Here is a 16,652-nt window from a genome sequence, read left to right as displayed (position 1 = left end):
CGCATGTAACGGGCAGTAAGACCCCCACTTCAAGACGTTGAAGTGAAGAAGGATAAGTGGGGGATGAAGAAACCCCCCACTGAATGAAGTTTCACCTTATTCTGCATCATCTACCCACCATAGGTGAGGGTTATCGTACATGGAATAAGGAAGTGGCTCAATTCCATGGAGGCGATTATTATATGCCCAAAGACTATTTTGTGCGTAAAGAAGTAATGCTGGTAAGTCTTCAGAGAATAATGCTTGCCATTCAGCGTAAACCTCTTGACGGTATTCCTGTTCGAATGCTTCAGGTGCTTTTAAAGCATTATTCAATAACTCATCCGACTCAGGATTGTTCCATCTAGAGAAGTTATAAGCGTCTTTGATACCCCATAAACCTAATGGGTCAGGGTCAGCACTTCCAAGGTTCCAACCTAGTAGGTATAAATCCCAATCACTGTTATCATTTGTTAAGTCTTCCACGTATGCGGACATTTCTTTTGGTTGACGTAGGTTTATTTCAATTCCTACCTCTTCAAGCATTTGTTCAATAAGTGGTGCAGAACGTTCACGAATCTCATTACCAGTAGGGTAATCCATGTTTAATACCCATTCCTCACCATTTGGGTCTTCACGGAAGCCGTCTCCGTCAACATCTACATAGCCTAAGTCATCAAGGATAGAAGCGGCTTGATCTGGGTCATACGTATAATTTGTTGTTGCACTTTCATCATATGCCCAGAACTGCATCGCAATAGGTGAATTTATTATTGCACCACGTCCATACAACAGCCCATCAATTAAACCCTCTCGGTTAATGGCATAAGCTATTGCTTGTCGTACTTCAGGATTAGCTAGCTTTTCATTTGGTACCCAGTTATCAGGCTCAATTGCACCGGCTTCAACATCCTCTGCTGTGCGGTGGTTATGTTTGAATCCTAAAAGCTGATAGCCAAAGTCAGGTTGTTCAATGATTTCAATATTGCCAAAGCCTTCGACCGTTTCGTAATCAGCTGGTGGAATTCCATTTGGATCTGCAATGAAGTCTAATTCACCCGATTCAAGTAATCCCGTCATGACAGATTGAGCCACAACTTTCCAAACAATTTTATCTAGATAGGCTGCACCTTGCCAGTAATCATCATGTCGTTCTAGAACATACTGTTCACGTTCAACCATTTCGGTGAATTTGAATGGTCCTGTTCCAATAACAGCACCTGCATCACGAGATTCAGGAGCTTCTGGCATGTCAGCAACAGGAATATCAGCAAAAACATGCTCAGGTATGATGGTAAAACTTGCGTAATATAGAGGGTTAATATTTGGCTCTGCGAACTTGAAGGTAACTGTATAATCATCTTCCGCGACTACCCCTTGAAATTCGTCCGTTTCACCAGAGTTAAATTCTTCATATCCCAATAATGGTGTCACGTAAGATGTTCTAATTCCACCTGCAGCAACGTAGTCAGGATCTGCAATTGATTTGTAGGTGAACACAACATCATGTGCTGTAAATTCTTCACCATCATGCCACTTGACACCTTCCTCTAGGTATAGAGTAAGTTCTGTTTGATCATCATTTGTTTCCCACTCTTTAGCTAAACCTGGAATAAATTCAAGGCTTTCATTTTGTCCTACAAGACTTTCATGTGTAAAGGATAAAATATTAGCCTCATATGCTTCTTCATAAAAAATTGGGTTAAACATTCCTGCTGGAGCGGAATACATGGCTCCTGTTATCGTTCCACCAACCTGAGGACCTTCCGTTTTTTCCTCTTCATCTTCCTCTTCTTCCGTACCTTCTGTTTCCTCTTCTTCTTCCTGAGTTCCTGGATCTTCTTCAGCATCTTCATTGTCACTGCTACATGCAGCTAGCACAATGCCGAATAGTAATAGCAACGCAAGAAGAACCAAACTATACTTTTGCTTAAACACCGTATCTCCCCCTTTTAATTTTTGGTCGTTCAGTTAAAGAAAAAGGTATGTTAGGTAGATACATCACCTCCTAAATGAGCATAGAAGCACAAACCGTAACCGTTGCTTTAAATGTTAATCATGTATATAAATGACAAGCGACATAATGTCCGTCAGCTTTTTTTGTAAACAATGGTTGTTCTACGGCACAACGGTCATGTGCTTTTGGGCACCTCGTACGAAATACACAACCGGAAGGAGGATTAGCTGGACTCGGCAAATCCCCAGTTATTTTAATTTTTTCTCGTTGTTTTTTGCTTTTATCAATAACAGGTATGGAAGATAGTAGTCCTTGTGTATACGGGTGAAGTGGGTTCTCATATAATTCTTTTTTAGGTGCTATTTCAGCAATTTTTCCAAGATACATTACAGCAACTCGATCACTAATATGTTTAACCACCCCTAAATCATGGGCAATAAATAAGTAAGTAAGTCCCAGGTCATCCTGAAGATCCTTCATTAAATTAAGTACCTGGGCCTGAATTGACACATCTAATGCAGACACAGGTTCATCACAAATAACAAATTGTGGATTCATAATTAGAGCTCTTGCAATACTAATCCGTTGCCTTTGTCCGCCAGAAAACTCATGCGGATACTTTAGACGGTCGTCTGCTCGTAATCCAACTTTCTCAATAATTTCTATTGCTCTTTCTTTTCGTTGTGACTTCGATAAAGAAGTTTGAACAAGCAATGGTTCTTCCACGAGTTCCGCTACACTCATCTTGGAATTTAATGATGCAAATGGATCCTGAAATACAATTTGCATATCTTTTCTTAGTGGCCGAACCTGTTTGCGTTTTAGCTGCGATATTTCTTGGCCATTAAAATAGATTTTTCCTTCTGTTGGGTCGAGTAAGTTTAAAATAACGCGGCCAAGGGTGGACTTACCAGATCCAGACTCTCCAACGATTCCAAGGGTTTCTCCTTTTTTAACAGTGAAGGAAACATCGTCCACTGCCTTCAAATGTCCAATTGTTCGTTTTAGGACACCTCCTTTAATTGGAAAGTATTTTTTAATATTTTGTACGTCTAGGAGTATGTCATCTGAACCTGAATATGATGTAATCGTTTGTAAGTTTGTCATTCTTCTGATCCCCCATTCTCGTAAAGGTAACAACGAACAAAGTGATCTTGATCTATTTTTTTTAGATCTGTGCTTGATTGCTTACATTTTTCCATTACAAATGGACAACGACTTGAGAAACGACAACCACTTGGGAAATCATAAGCAGGGGGTACAGTCCCCTTAATGGTACCTAGACGATCAACATCTTCTTCTAGCTTTGGTAAACTTTCCAGCAATCCCTGTGAATATGGATGTTTGGTCAATTCCAATAGCTTACTAGTAGGTGCTTCTTCTACAATTTGTCCGCCATACATGACCATGACACGATCAGCATATTCTGAGACGACTCCTAAATCATGTGTGATAAGTAGTAGTGCCATATGGAATTTTTCTTTCATATCTGCCATTAAATCTAGAATTTGTGCTTGTATCGTTACATCGAGAGCTGTCGTTGGTTCATCGGCAATCAATAGCTTGGGATCACATGAAATGGCCATTGCAATCATTACTCGTTGACGCATTCCACCAGAAAGCTGATGAGGGTATTCATTAACAATTTCTTCTGCACGTGAGATTCCAACAGTTTTTAATAGATTAATAGCTTTTTCTTGTGCTGCCTTGTTTGAAAGTTTTTTGTGTTTCCTTAAAATCTCACTAATTTGATTACCTATCGTGAAGACAGGATTTAATGCGGTCATTGGTTCTTGGAAAATCATAGCAATATCATTTCCGCGAATTTTTTCCATTTGCTTACTAGATAGTGTAAGAATTTCTTCACTAGCAATAGAGATAGAACCACCCACGATTTTTCCAGGCTTATTAATTAATTGCATAATAGAAAGGGCGGTTATACTTTTCCCACTCCCAGATTCTCCGACTAAAGCTACAGTTTCCCCTGGATAAATAGAAAAAGAAATATCATCAACTGCTTTAGCGACTCTTTCCTCATCAAGATAAAAATATGTCTTTAATTGTTCGACATCTAATACGGGATCATTGCTCATACATACACCTCATTCAGAATGTTAAAAATTTTCAATTTAAAAAAATATGAGTTTTGTGAATATGTAAAAGTACCTATTTTCGTAATATACTATGACAAGTAGTTTTCTAATATTCATTAAAAAAATTTGTGGGTAGGTAGAAATTCACAAAAACTAGGTTTCATCAAGCTTTTTTTTTATGAAAATCTTGCACATATGTTATGTAAGGAAATCCTTAGCTATTATTAAACCTGGCATTCGCCAAGCCTTTTTGATGAATGCCTTAAAGCAAGTATGCAGGATAGGAAAGTTTATACTGCCAAAAAAGCCCTCAAGTTCATCTCGAAATTATCACAAGAAAAACTAACTTGGGGCTTCATCTATATTATCTTCATTTATTTTCATTAATATCCTTCTGATTATCCATCCAATAGTAAGTCCAACAGGTAAGAATAAGATTGGAAGCCACATTGGTCCGATTAAATATCCAAAAATTGTAAATCTAGGTGAAAAAATTAAACCTACTGTTACAAAATAGGCCGAAAAAGCTAATGGTAAATATGAAAAAGGTTCTTTTCCTCCTCCAGCATCTTTATAGGCATCCCATATAGAGAAAAAGTATAAACACGGGTAAAACATTAACCACAAGTAGTTGGTTTGTTCAATCGCTTCTTGAATTTGTCCATTGAAGCTCAAAACTATAATTGTATTGAAATTTCCCATTACGTTGATTATGATTTCTAATCCTACAAATAAAATTCCTTTAATATAACTTTTATTTAGTAATTGAGCAAATCCTGGTAGGGCGATGCTCCACAGTACAGCCTCTAATTTTTTACTTTTGTTATCGATATTTGTATCCATATTTTCAAACCTATTCTGCATTGCCTATTTTAGAAACAGTCAGGGAATGAAATCTACTCTTTACGTATAAATCATATCTTCGTAATAGGGATGTTACATAATGAATAAAACGATGATTTGACATTTTATCTATTCCCTTCATTTCTTTGTTTTTGATAGTGCATCACGATCTACCATTTGTGGCGGTTCTTCCAACCATTCATTTTTAATCATAATGTTCGTACCATCTTCACAAAATAATGCCACTTCTCCCATTAATCGTGAATAATGGGAGACAATATCTCTTCTAATATTCACGGATATACTATAACCATAGAAGCCTATTCCTTGAACAATCATGCCGTTTGTATGATACATGATTAACTTATCTGAGAATGGAGAGATATCGGAAGAGGTCGTTACCATCGTATCAGACCCCATAGGTACAGGAACATCACTCTCTTTCAATATGTCACTAAATATAGTGATATGCTTTTTAGCGATATCGATACCGCGTAATAAAAATGATCTTACTTCTTTTGATGAAGCAACTTGACTAAAGCCCGTCAGGAGAGAAGCTCCCAATGCATTCCGTTTAATATTTGCATATAAACTTGATATTTCAGGGGCAACCAATGGTCTGCGCTCCCCAAACCATCCTGTCAAAAAGGTTTGCTTTTTAACAAAATCCACATCGTTTGGTGTTGGTATAATAGGGGGACGTACATACGTACCTTTTGATAAGGAAACATCTAGTGCCTTTTTATGAAGTTTATTAAAGTTTGAATGTAAATTAGAGTAATATGTATATACATCTTCTCTGGTACAACTGTCTAATGACATGGATGCATAATTCATACCTAATGCACATTCATTTAAGACGTATTCCAGCATGAACCCATCTGTGAAAAGCTTTGGGGCATCTGGATTTACGTCTTCTCTTGTAAACCCTTTCGGTACAGGATGATGATCACTTTGGAATAAATTAGTTAACTTATCCAGAGCTTCATAGGACATATTTAGTATTTCTTGAATAATAGGTTTTATTTCGTCATCATGAACCTTTTCAATAAAATAGGAGGAAACGGCCTTTGTAAGACTTGCATTCATATAGGAAGTCCACAGATAGGTAAGCTCTGATGCAGTTAGAGGTATATGTTGCTTCAATTTTTCTTCTCCTTTCAGACGATGCTTATTAGATAGGTTGTCATTTTTTTGTAATACTTATGCAAAAATCTTTTCACAGGAGATGGAAAGGCACTGATATTGGGGGAAGCTTATTAGGAATGCTATAATATAGGTATTGAAAAAAGAGTAGAGGTGAACATGTATGGATGTACAAACGTATGTATCATTAGACGCTACAGATATGGCTCGATTAATTAAAAATAGAGAAGTTTCACCAGCTGAATTAGTAGAGATTAGCTTGGAACAATTGGAAAAATTGAATCCTTCTTTAAATGCTGTAGTAAAGGATAGAAAAGACCAGGTATTGCGGGAGGTTGCTAAGAGTTCAGACAATATTGCTCCGTTTGCAGGGGTACCGATGTTACTGAAAAATATATCGCAAGCCTTGCAAGGAGAGTCTCTAACATCAGGTTCAAAGTTATTAACAACTAATATTTCCAAGCAAAATTCCAATTTAGTACATAGGATCAAACAAGCGGGATTCTTATTTTTAGGGCATACGAATACACCAGAGTTCGGCTTGAAAAATATAACCGAGCCTGAGTTATACGGTCCATCGCGAAACCCATGGAACTTAGAATATTCACCAGGTGGATCAAGTGGAGGCTCAGCAGCAGCTATTGCTGCAGGAATTGTACCTATTGCAGGGGCTAGTGATGGTGGAGGATCGATACGTATTCCCGCATCCTTTAGTGGATTATTTGGATTAAAACCGACAAGGGGTCGGACCCCTGTTGGACCTGGTGTTGGTCGTCAGTGGCAAGGTGCTTCCATTGATTTTGTTCTTAGCCGTAGTGTACGAGATAGCGCAGCAATGCTTGATTTACTACAAATCATACAACCAGAAGCGGCATTCCAAGTGCCATTATATCTTGACGGTTATAAACAAACATTGGATCAACCATTCAAACGCCCACTACGGATAGCGTTTACGACAGAGTCACCAGTTGGAACACCGGTATCAGAAGACGCAAAGCATGCTGTCCATACGATGGTTAAATGGTTAGAAGAACAAGGACATCATGTGGAAGAAATGGATAACGGTGTTGATGGTGTTCAATTAATGCGTAATTATTACCTGATGAATAGTGGTGAAATTGCTTCCTTAGTTCAACAATTAGAGAGGGGATTAGGAAGAGCGATTACACCCGATGATGTAGAAATAGAAACATGGTTGCTAAATGTTGCTGGAAAGTCAGTTACAGCAGCAGAATTCTCAGCTAGTCTATCTTCATGGGATGTTGCTGCTGCGCAAATGGCAATGCTTCATGAAACATTTGATTTTTATATCACACCTACAACAGCATTTACCGCTCCAAAGGTAGGAGAGTTAACTCATTCAAGCATGGAGCAGGACAAGCTTCGTGAGGCAATAGACCAATTAGATAAACAGGATCAACAAGAATTAATTTATGACATGTTTTTACCTAGTTTAACGTACACACCTTTTACCCAACTTGCAAATCTAACTGGTCAACCTGCCATGTCGTTGCCTATCCATTTATCTGAAGAGGGACTCCCACTAGGGGTTCAAGTGATGGCTTCTAAAGGAGAAGAACATCGTTTGTTACAGCTAGCCTATCAAGTTGAGAAATCAGACATATGGGTGGGAATGAACGGAAATCCATTCTTCGATCGTGTAAAAGTTAATAAATAACTATGATTGTCCCACCGTACAAGATTGTATGGTGGGTTTTGATGTTTGGGTTATTGTTCGGGGAATGGAGTTTGCTGGATAGAGGAGCGGGGCAAAGGGCGCTGGAGTGTGTGTATCGGACATGGGAGTGGGAACATCGGACACGAGAGAGGGAACATCGGACACGAGAGCGGGAACATCGGACACGAGAGCGGGAACATCGGACACAAGCGAGCGAACATCGGACACAAGAGAGGGAACATCGGACACAGGAGCAGGAACATCGGACACGAGAGCGGAAACATCGGACACAAGAGAGGAAACATCGGACACGAGAGAGTGAACATCGGACACGAGAGGAGGAACATCGGACACGAGAGCGGAAACATCGGACACGAGAGCGGAAACATCGGACACAAGAGAGGAAACATCGGACACGAGAGAGGAAACATCGGACACGAGAGCGGAAACATCGGACACGAGAGAGTGAACATCGGACACGAGAGGAGGAACATCGGACACGAGAGAGGGAACATCGGACACAAAAGCAAAAACATCGGACACAAAAGCAAAAACATCGAACAGGCAGAGAACTAAAACAAACTAAAACTTCATAAAAAAATCCCAATATAAAATTTTCCATCTCGGTTCAATCTTATGAAAACATTCACTATTTTTACTTATTGGTTTCCTGTTTAAATTATTAGTCATCATGTATATAATAAACATTGCACTATTTTTAAGTGTTATTTTCAGAATATTATCATTGATTATTCTATTCTACAAAGAAGGAAGGGGCATAATACGATATGGATAATCAGAAGAAAAAAGGATTCTTTCAACGTTTTTTAGACGTTGTGGAATATGTAGGGAATAAACTACCACACCCTGTAACATTATTCGCAATATTAGCATTATTAGTGTTGGTGTTATCAGCAGTTGTTTCTTCCTTTGGTATCAGTGTCGAACACCCTGGTAAACCAGGAGAAATGGTTGAGGTCAAAAACCTCCTCAATGCCGAGGGGATACAATATATCTTCGGTAGTATGACGGAAAACTTCATCGGATTCGCACCGCTTGGAGTTGTGCTATTGACAATGCTTGGTATTGGTTTAGCAGAAAGATCAGGTCTTATTAGTGCACTACTACGTGGTTTTGTACTAAGTGTACCAAAACGTTTTATTACACTTGGTCTTGTATTTGCTGGGATCATGTCAAGTGTTGCTTCAGATGCTGGGTATGTTGTTTTACCACCACTAGGTGCATTATTATTTGCAGCAGTTGGTAGACATCCATTAGCTGGTTTAGCTGCAGCGTTTGCTGGTGTATCTGGAGGATTTAGTGCAAACTTACTCTTGTCTGGTACAGATGCATTATTAGGTGAATTAACAATTGCCGCGGCTGCTATTGTGAACCCGACATACGCAGAAACTATGAATATCGCAATGAATTACTACTTTATTATTATATCTACATTCGTACTTACTCTAGTTGGTACATGGGTAACAGAAAAAGTAGTAGAACCACGTCTTGGTGAATACAAAGGTGAGTACCGTGAAAAACTAGAAAAACTAACTGATATAGAGAAAAAAGGTCTAAAATGGGCTGGTATTTCTATAATTGTTGCAATAGTTTTAACTGCATTACTAATTTTACCTGAAAATGCTCCAATGCGGGGAGAAGATGGTGCAATCATTCAATCACCATTTATGAGTTCACTTGTTCCAATTATCGCAATTCTATTCTTTATTCCTGGTTTAGTTTACGGAAAAGTAACGAAGGCTATAAAGGATGATAAAGATGTTGCAGCACAAATGACAGATACGATGGCATCAATGGGGATGTTTATTGTCTTAGCATTTACTGCGGGTCAATTCGTTGCATACTTCAATGAATCTAACCTAGGATTAGTTCTTGGAGTTTATGGAGCGGAGTTTTTACAAAATGTTAATTTAGAAGGTATACCATTAGTTATCTTATTTATTATCATTGCAGCATTTATCAATATCTTTATTGGTAGTGCGTCTGCTAAATGGGCTATGATGGCACCGGTATTTGTTCCGATCATGATGCAAATGGGATATGCACCTGAATTAACGCAAATGGCTTATCGTATTGCAGATTCATCAACAAATATTATTTCACCACTAATGACATACTTTGCGATTATTATTGCATTTGCTCAGAAGTATGATAAGAAGATGGGGATTGGTACATTAGTTTCTACGATGTTCCCATATGCAATGTTCTTCTTAATCACCTGGACAATCATGTTAATTGTATGGATGTTGTTCGGTGTTGATTTAGGACCTGCTGGACCAATCCTATACAATAATTAATCAAGAAATGCATTACCTTTCGTAGGTAGTGCATTTTTTGCTATATAAGCGTTATTTAATTTTGAATAAGTAAATATTCCTAACAAATGATTCCATTGGAATATAACGATATTTATTCTATAATTTAATTGGAATAGGTATACAAGATTATTAGTCTGAAAATAATGTATATTATGTATGCTTTTACTTCATAGTAGGTTTTTAGTATAGTAAATGTATAAATAGAACAATTTAAGGAGCGAAAAAATGGTACAGGATATTGCAGTATACAATGAAAATGTTGAAAAAGTAATTTCAAATATTAATAAAGTAATGATCGGAAAAGAAGAGGTTGCTACACTGAGTTTAGTTGCTTTACTAGCGGAAGGACATGTACTCCTAGAAGATGTTCCTGGAGTTGGTAAAACGATGCTCGTCCGTACCTTAGCAAAGTCGCTTGACTGTGATTTTAAGCGGATTCAATTCACCCCAGACTTACTACCATCAGATGTAACAGGAATCTCCATTTATAACCCTAAAGAGCTTGAATTCGAATTTCGAGGTGGACCAATTTTAGGGAATATCGTACTAGCAGATGAAATCAATCGAACTTCTCCAAAAACACAATCATCACTCCTTGAAGGGATGGAAGAACATAGTGTTACCGTTGACGGTAAGACGATTAAACTTCAACAACCATTTTTTGTTATGGCGACACAAAATCCTATTGAATATGAAGGGACTTATCCATTACCAGAGGCGCAGTTAGACCGTTTTATTTTAAAGCTGAATATGGGGTATCCTTCGATGGATGAAGAATTGGTTATGCTAGAACGTACATCAAAGGAACATCCCATTGAGACAATAGAACCGGTCATGACTAAAGATGAGTTGATTTCGGTTCAGCAAGATGTAAAAGAAGTGTATATTGATAAAAATGTACAGCAGTATATTGTTAATCTAGTAAGAGAGACTAGAAATCATGAATCTATTTTTCTAGGAGTTAGTCCTCGTGGATCGATTGCCTTGATGAAGGCTGCAAAATCATATGCTTTCATAAAAGGCCGTGATTACGTGCTACCAGACGACGTCAAGTATCTAGCACCGTATGTGCTTTCTCACAGAGTGATATTAAATTCGGAAGCAAAATATGATGGGAAAACTAGTCGTGAATTGATCGATGCAATTGTGAAAAACACCTTTGTGCCTATTCGAAAGGAATTTCGTTAATGAAAGAAACAGTGCGCTTTATTGGTAAAATTATCTTTATATTTACCTTATTTGCGATCCTTTTTTCATTTGCAATGTTTCAAGGTGGTTTTACCAGTTGGTTTTTATTCTATAGTTTTCTACCGATCTTTCTCTATCATATAGGACTATTATTTTATCCTATTAAAAATTGGGAGGTTACTAGACATCTATCTCAGCATGTGGTACGTGCGGGGGATCAAGTTTCTGTAACCATTGAAATTGATCGCAAAATTCCATTTCCATTATATTATTGTATTTGTGAGGAAGTTTTTCCTGGTTCTTTAAATAAAATCGATAACCGCTATGAGAAATATAATTATCTAGAGCAACCGAATAAATTGCATGCCAATCGTAGCATTAAAAAGATAACCTTTCCTTGGTTTAAAAGAAATATTAGATTAACCTATACGATCGACCAGATCCCTCGTGGAGAACACCAGCTCCAAGCTGTGCGAATTCGTACAGGGGATGTATTTGGAATGATTAAAAAGGAACATTATTTTCCGATATCAACAGAACTGGTTGCTTATCCAGATGAAAGACCAGTTATGTTAAAAGATAAGATTAGTAGCTATGAGCAAGGCTCTATTTCCTCATATACAATGAATTTAAAAAATACAAATGTGGCTTCGGGTATTAGAGAATATATGCCAGGAGATCGTTTCTCGTGGATTGACTGGAAACAAACAGCAAAGAAGAATGATGTTATGACAAAAGAGTTTGAACAAGAAAAAAGTACGGATACACTGATCATTTTAGATTCGTGCTTCTATGAAAGCTTAAACCCATTAGCGTTTGAAGCATCTGTGGAAATCGGCATGTCTCTAATAGAAACGATAAGAAAACAAGCCTCTCAGGTTGGTTTTCTGTCCATTGGTCAGGAAATCACGTCTTTTCCTGTTCAACATGACCCAACGAAGAAGGAATGGATTCGTAAGCATTTAACCCGTCTTTATCCAACTAAAACTCAGTCGTTTTCGATAAAATTAAAAGAAGAAATGCTTAAAATAGCTAATGAATACTTTATTATTGTAATTACTACAAGAATGGACGAACAATTGAAAGAAACATTACAACAAATAAATGTCCGTAAAAAAAGGCTTTCTCTAATCTATATCCAATCAAAAAATAGAATTACAGAGCAAGATCAGCGCATGCTCAAACAATTGGACCAAGAGGGAGTAGGGATCAATATATTAACCGAAAAAGAACTTGTGAATAATCCAATTGGGGTGAATGGGCTATGAATCGTGCTAACAAAAATAACATACCTATCATTTATACCTCGATTCTATATATACTTGGTTTATTCCTTTTCTTGGAATGGCTTTATCCGGTTGAACAAGTAACGGATACTACAAATATCATAGTGTTTGTCATTTATACGATTTTTTGCTTTATTATTACTGTACTTCAAGTTAACTGGTGGGTTTCCTTTTTACTGAAAGGGTTTGGGCTATTATTTATTATTAATGGTTTATTCTCTGAATATGGCTTATTTAATAAACTGTGGTTTGAACAGCTATTTTGGGAGATTAGTATTAATATGCAGGCTCTGTTCTCTCAGGAATGGAATGATTTAACAGGGATGTTCCGGAGTATATTGTTTTTAATTATCATTTGGTTAATGAGTTATTTAATTCATTATTGGTTTATTCAAATGAAACGTATTTTTGTTTTTGTTGTTCTTACCTTTGTTTATTTATCTGTTTTAGACACGTTTACGTTATATGATGCTAGCCTATCAATAATTCGTACATTTGCTATGGCATTTATAGGATTGGGTATGGCTAATTTTTTCAAAGAAATACAAGTAGAACGAATAACATTTTCATGGGCAAGAAAAAATCCTGTTTGGATTGCTCCTCTGGTATTAATTGTATTATTTTCTACTGCAGTTGGTTATGCTGGACCTAAGTTTGAACCGCAATGGCCAGACCCTGTACCATTCATTCAAAGTGCTGCGGGTGGTTCAGGCGGCTCTGGAGGTGGGTCGATTCAAAAGGTCGGTTATGGAGAAGATGATTCGCGACTTGGCGGATCTTTTGTACAGGATTATACCCCAGTCTTTCAAGCAGCAACGAAAAAAGAACATTATTGGAGAATTGAATCCAAGGATGTGTATACCGGTAAAGGTTGGGTAAGCTCTGATGAAGAACCAGTTTTATCTGAACAGGTTAATGGAGATATTGCGTTGGAGCCTTACGGAGAATCTGTTGAGACGGAACGACTAGAAACAATTCTTGATTTTCAAGAGAACACGAACATTTCTAAGCTTGTATATCCATACGGTACGACAAAAGTAGAAGCAAATGAGCCGGTTAATTTCTTGTTAAATGACAATAGTGGTGAAATCCGTACTCAATATAATAATAGTGATAAGGCACTTACCGACTATACTATTTTATATGATTATCCTTCATTTCCTTTAGATAAAATGAAAGAGGATTTGGAAATGGACCCAGAACTACTTGAGCAGTACACACAATTACCTGACTCCTTGCCTGAACGGATCGGGGAGTTAGCAGAGGAAATTACCGCTAATTATGAGAATCAATACGATAAGGTTAAAGCGATTGAAGGTTATTTTGGAAGAAATGGATTTGTCTATCAAACTAGTGATGTTCCTGTACCTAGAGGAGATTACGTAGACCAATTTTTATTCGATTCCCAAGTAGGATATTGTGATAATTACTCGAGTTCCATGGTGGTACTTTTACGTACCCTTGATATCCCTACTCGTTGGGTTAAAGGATTTACTAGTGGAGAACAAATATCAGATTATGTAGGTGGGGATACCTCTTATAATGTGTATGAGGTGACAAACTCCAATGCCCATTCATGGGTAGAAGTATATTTTCCTGAAGTAGGATGGGTTCCATTTGAACCAACGCAAGGTTTTTCCAACCCGGCAGATTTTTATTTGGATACAGAATCTGATACTGAAGATGATGTATTAGATGCACCTTCAACTGAAATCGATAACGATTCTGAAGAACCAGATCCGTTAATGCCAGAAGAAGAGGACGAAGCAGTCGAAGCAATGAATCCAGGAGATTCAGATGAAGATAGTAATAAAGGATTTATTTTAAGTTGGTGGCAACTAACGATTATCGCGATTGTTGTAATAGGAATAATTGCTTTTGTCTATATTAAAAGGTATCGCTTGCAAACCTATCTTTTAGAAAGAAGGTTATATAAAAATCAGGATGCACAAACATATCAAGATGCATACCACTTTGTGTTAAAGGTACTAAAGCATCAAGGTTTTGCAAAGGATCCTGATCAAACGTTACGTGAATATGCTAAACGAATTGATACTTGGTATAGCACGGATTCCATGGGACGTCTAACTAGTGAATATGAAAAAATTCTCTATAAGAATGATCAAGGTACGGTAGCAGTTACAGAAATTAAAGATTTATGGAAAAATTTAATCAACAAGATTTTGGGTTGACCATGCTAGATTTGCCTAGTAAAATAAGTTTAACTTATACAAATAAATAGATGCGTACTTCGTATATCCTCGATAATATGGTTCGAAAGTTTCTACCGGGGCACCGTAAATGCCCTGACTATGAAGGCGGAATATCTTTGATTTTGTTGTGAAACCTGGATTTCTGCCTTTTTGTAGTTGGTATACGAAAGGGCTAAAATTCAGGTTTTTCATTTATTTTATAGGCTGTTTTCAATGGTTCTTAGGGAGTAATTGCTATAGAATGCGCAGTAGCTAGGGATAGATTTTAACGATACGCACATTTTATATCAATAGCAACATGCTATTCGAAAAGAGCCTTTTTAAATATAACTAGATAGGAGCGTAACCATGAACAACAACGAAATGATTTTAGTATTAGACTTTGGCAGTCAGTACAACCAATTGATTACTAGACGTATTCGTGAATTTGGCGTTTATAGTGAATTACATTCTCATAAAATATCAATTGATGAGATAAAACAAATGAACCCAAAGGGGATCATATTATCTGGTGGTCCACATAGTGTATATGATGAGAATAGTTTTCGCCCAGATGAGGAGATTTTCAACTTAGGTATTCCAGTTTTGGGGATCTGCTATGGTATGCAATTAATGGCATTGCATTTTGGTGGAAAAGTAGAAAAGGCAAAAAATCGTGAGTATGGAAAAGCGATGATTAACCTACAAGAGGAACCGATTTTATTTAACGGTTCTCCGAAAAGCCAAACCGTTTGGATGAGTCATGGGGATAAAGTGGTTGAAGCACCAAATGGATTCCAAACAGATGCAACAAGCCCTTCAACTCCAATAGCAGCAATTAGTAGTACAGATAAACAAATGTATGGTGTACAATTTCATCCAGAAGTACGCCATTCTGAATATGGAAATCACTTATTAAAGCAATTTGTATTTAATGTTAGTGGATGTACAGGTGACTGGACAATTGAAAACTTTATCGAAATGGAAGTAGAAAAAATTCAGGCTAAAGTTGGCGATCGCAAAGTTCTATGTGCTTTAAGTGGTGGAGTAGATTCGTCGGTTGTAGCTGCACTAATTCATAAAGCAATCGGTGATCAATTGACTTGTATCTTTGTTGATCATGGATTACTCCGAAAGAATGAAGCTGATGATGTAATGAAGATTTTTGCTGATGACTTTAATATGAACATTATCAAAGTTGACGCAGCAAATCGATTTTTATCGAAGCTACAAGGTGTAGATGATCCAGAGAAGAAACGTAAAATTATCGGTAATGAGTTTATTTACGTGTTTGATGACGAAGCATCAAAATTAAAAGATATCGATTTTCTTGCTCAAGGAACTCTTTATACCGATATTATTGAAAGTGGGACAGAAACTGCTCAAACCATTAAGTCACACCATAATGTTGGTGGTCTACCTGAGGATATGCAGTTTGAATTAATTGAACCATTAAATACGCTATTTAAGGATGAGGTTCGTGAACTAGGTACCCAGCTTGGATTGCCTGAACGAATTGTTTGGCGCCAACCATTCCCAGGGCCAGGGTTAGCAATTCGTGTCCTTGGTGAAGTTACAGAAGAAAAACTAGAAATAGTTCGTGAATCAGATGCCATTTTGCGTGAGGAAATTGTAGCTGCTGGTCTAGATCGTGACATTTGGCAATACTTTACGGTCCTTCCGAATATTCGAAGTGTAGGAGTAATGGGAGATGCCCGTACGTATGAATACACAATTGGTATTCGGGCAGTAACATCTATTGATGGAATGACATCCGATTGGGCGCGGATCCCTTGGGATGTACTTGAGAAAGTATCGACTCGTATTGTAAATGATGTACAGCATATCAATCGTGTGGTTTATGATATTACAAGTAAGCCACCAGCAACGATTGAGTGGGAGTAAAAGCGAATAATTATATCATATTAAACAAAAACGTTCGGTTTTTGTT

General features: G+C 37.4%; 12 protein-coding genes and 1 riboswitch. Of the genes, 7 read left to right on the top strand and 5 right to left on the bottom strand.

Annotated elements, in window-relative coordinates; translation table 11 throughout:
* Positions 1–96 precede the first annotated feature (96 nt).
* The 5 genes from GMD78_RS08850 to GMD78_RS08830 form a co-directional block, all read right to left on the bottom strand.
* Complete coding sequence (locus tag GMD78_RS08850; protein ID WP_343042210.1) at positions 97–1,917, bottom strand: peptide-binding protein; 1,821 nt, start codon at positions 1,915–1,917, stop codon at positions 97–99.
* Between the two features lie 118 nt (positions 1,918–2,035).
* Positions 2,036–3,043: an ABC transporter ATP-binding protein gene (locus GMD78_RS08845; RefSeq protein ID WP_155668462.1), complete on the bottom strand. Its 1,008-nt coding sequence runs from the start codon at positions 3,041–3,043 to the stop codon at positions 2,036–2,038.
* Positions 3,040–4,029, bottom strand: a complete 990-nt coding sequence (locus GMD78_RS08840; protein ID WP_155668461.1) for an ABC transporter ATP-binding protein — start codon at positions 4,027–4,029, stop codon at positions 3,040–3,042. Before GMD78_RS08840 ends, GMD78_RS08845 begins: the two co-directional genes overlap by 4 nt.
* Positions 4,030–4,371: 342 nt before the next feature.
* Positions 4,372–4,872, bottom strand: coding sequence for a hypothetical protein (locus GMD78_RS08835; protein ID WP_155668523.1), 501 nt, complete (start codon positions 4,870–4,872; stop codon positions 4,372–4,374).
* 138 nt (positions 4,873–5,010) lie between these two features.
* Complete coding sequence (locus GMD78_RS08830; RefSeq protein WP_155668460.1) at positions 5,011–6,018, bottom strand: DUF3231 family protein; 1,008 nt, start codon at positions 6,016–6,018, stop codon at positions 5,011–5,013.
* Positions 6,019–6,181: 163 nt separating this feature from the next.
* Between GMD78_RS08830 and GMD78_RS08825 the strand changes: the two genes are divergently transcribed.
* The 7 genes from GMD78_RS08825 to guaA all read left to right on the top strand — a co-directional run bounded on the left by GMD78_RS08825 (position 6,182) and on the right by guaA (position 16,606).
* On the top strand, positions 6,182–7,696 hold the full coding sequence (locus GMD78_RS08825; protein WP_155668459.1) for an amidase: 1,515 nt from the start codon (positions 6,182–6,184) through the stop codon (positions 7,694–7,696).
* Between the two features lie 108 nt (positions 7,697–7,804).
* Complete coding sequence (locus GMD78_RS08820; protein ID WP_155668458.1) at positions 7,805–8,272, top strand: hypothetical protein; 468 nt, start codon at positions 7,805–7,807, stop codon at positions 8,270–8,272.
* Between the two features lie 212 nt (positions 8,273–8,484).
* On the top strand, positions 8,485–10,014 hold the full coding sequence (locus GMD78_RS08815; RefSeq protein ID WP_155668457.1) for an AbgT family transporter: 1,530 nt from the start codon (positions 8,485–8,487) through the stop codon (positions 10,012–10,014).
* Between the two features lie 246 nt (positions 10,015–10,260).
* A complete protein-coding gene (locus tag GMD78_RS08810) occupies positions 10,261–11,223 on the top strand; it encodes an AAA family ATPase (RefSeq protein ID WP_155668456.1) in 963 nt (320 codons plus the stop codon).
* Positions 11,223–12,491 carry a DUF58 domain-containing protein gene (locus GMD78_RS08805; RefSeq protein WP_155668455.1) on the top strand — a complete coding sequence of 423 codons (1,269 nt, stop codon included), beginning with the start codon at positions 11,223–11,225 and terminating at the stop codon, positions 12,489–12,491. The genes GMD78_RS08810 and GMD78_RS08805 overlap by 1 nt, the downstream gene beginning before the upstream one ends.
* On the top strand, positions 12,488–14,701 hold the full coding sequence (locus GMD78_RS08800) for a transglutaminaseTgpA domain-containing protein (RefSeq protein ID WP_155668454.1): 2,214 nt from the start codon (positions 12,488–12,490) through the stop codon (positions 14,699–14,701). Before GMD78_RS08805 ends, GMD78_RS08800 begins: the two co-directional genes overlap by 4 nt.
* A 39-nt stretch (positions 14,702–14,740) precedes the next feature.
* A riboswitch (purine riboswitch) is annotated at positions 14,741–14,842 on the top strand.
* 228 nt (positions 14,843–15,070) lie between these two features.
* Positions 15,071–16,606, top strand: a complete 1,536-nt coding sequence (gene guaA, locus GMD78_RS08795) for a glutamine-hydrolyzing GMP synthase (protein ID WP_155668453.1) — start codon at positions 15,071–15,073, stop codon at positions 16,604–16,606.
* The last annotated feature ends 46 nt before the right edge of the window (positions 16,607–16,652 follow it).

It is taken from the genome of Ornithinibacillus caprae (assembly GCF_009728145.1).
Taxonomy (GTDB): domain Bacteria; phylum Bacillota; class Bacilli; order Bacillales; family Amphibacillaceae; genus Ornithinibacillus; species Ornithinibacillus caprae.
This window is presented reverse-complemented; position numbering and strand designations above follow the sequence as displayed.

Excerpts from the sequence above, each read along its gene's own strand:
- GMD78_RS08800 (WP_155668454.1), top strand. The coding sequence starts at position 12,488 with ATGAATCGTGCTAACAAAAATAACATACCTATCATTTATACCTCGATT.
- GMD78_RS08825 (WP_155668459.1), top strand. The coding sequence starts at position 6,182 with ATGGATGTACAAACGTATGTATCATTAGACGCTACAGATATGGCTCGA.
- GMD78_RS08845 (WP_155668462.1), bottom strand. The coding sequence starts at position 3,043 with ATGACAAACTTACAAACGATTACATCATATTCAGGTTCAGATGACATA.
- GMD78_RS08835 (WP_155668523.1), bottom strand. The coding sequence starts at position 4,872 with ATGGATACAAATATCGATAACAAAAGTAAAAAATTAGAGGCTGTACTG.
- GMD78_RS08810 (WP_155668456.1), top strand. The coding sequence starts at position 10,261 with ATGGTACAGGATATTGCAGTATACAATGAAAATGTTGAAAAAGTAATT.
- GMD78_RS08840 (WP_155668461.1), bottom strand. The coding sequence starts at position 4,029 with ATGAGCAATGATCCCGTATTAGATGTCGAACAATTAAAGACATATTTT.
- guaA (WP_155668453.1), top strand. The coding sequence starts at position 15,071 with ATGAACAACAACGAAATGATTTTAGTATTAGACTTTGGCAGTCAGTAC.
- GMD78_RS08815 (WP_155668457.1), top strand. The coding sequence starts at position 8,485 with ATGGATAATCAGAAGAAAAAAGGATTCTTTCAACGTTTTTTAGACGTT.
- GMD78_RS08805 (WP_155668455.1), top strand. The coding sequence starts at position 11,223 with ATGAAAGAAACAGTGCGCTTTATTGGTAAAATTATCTTTATATTTACC.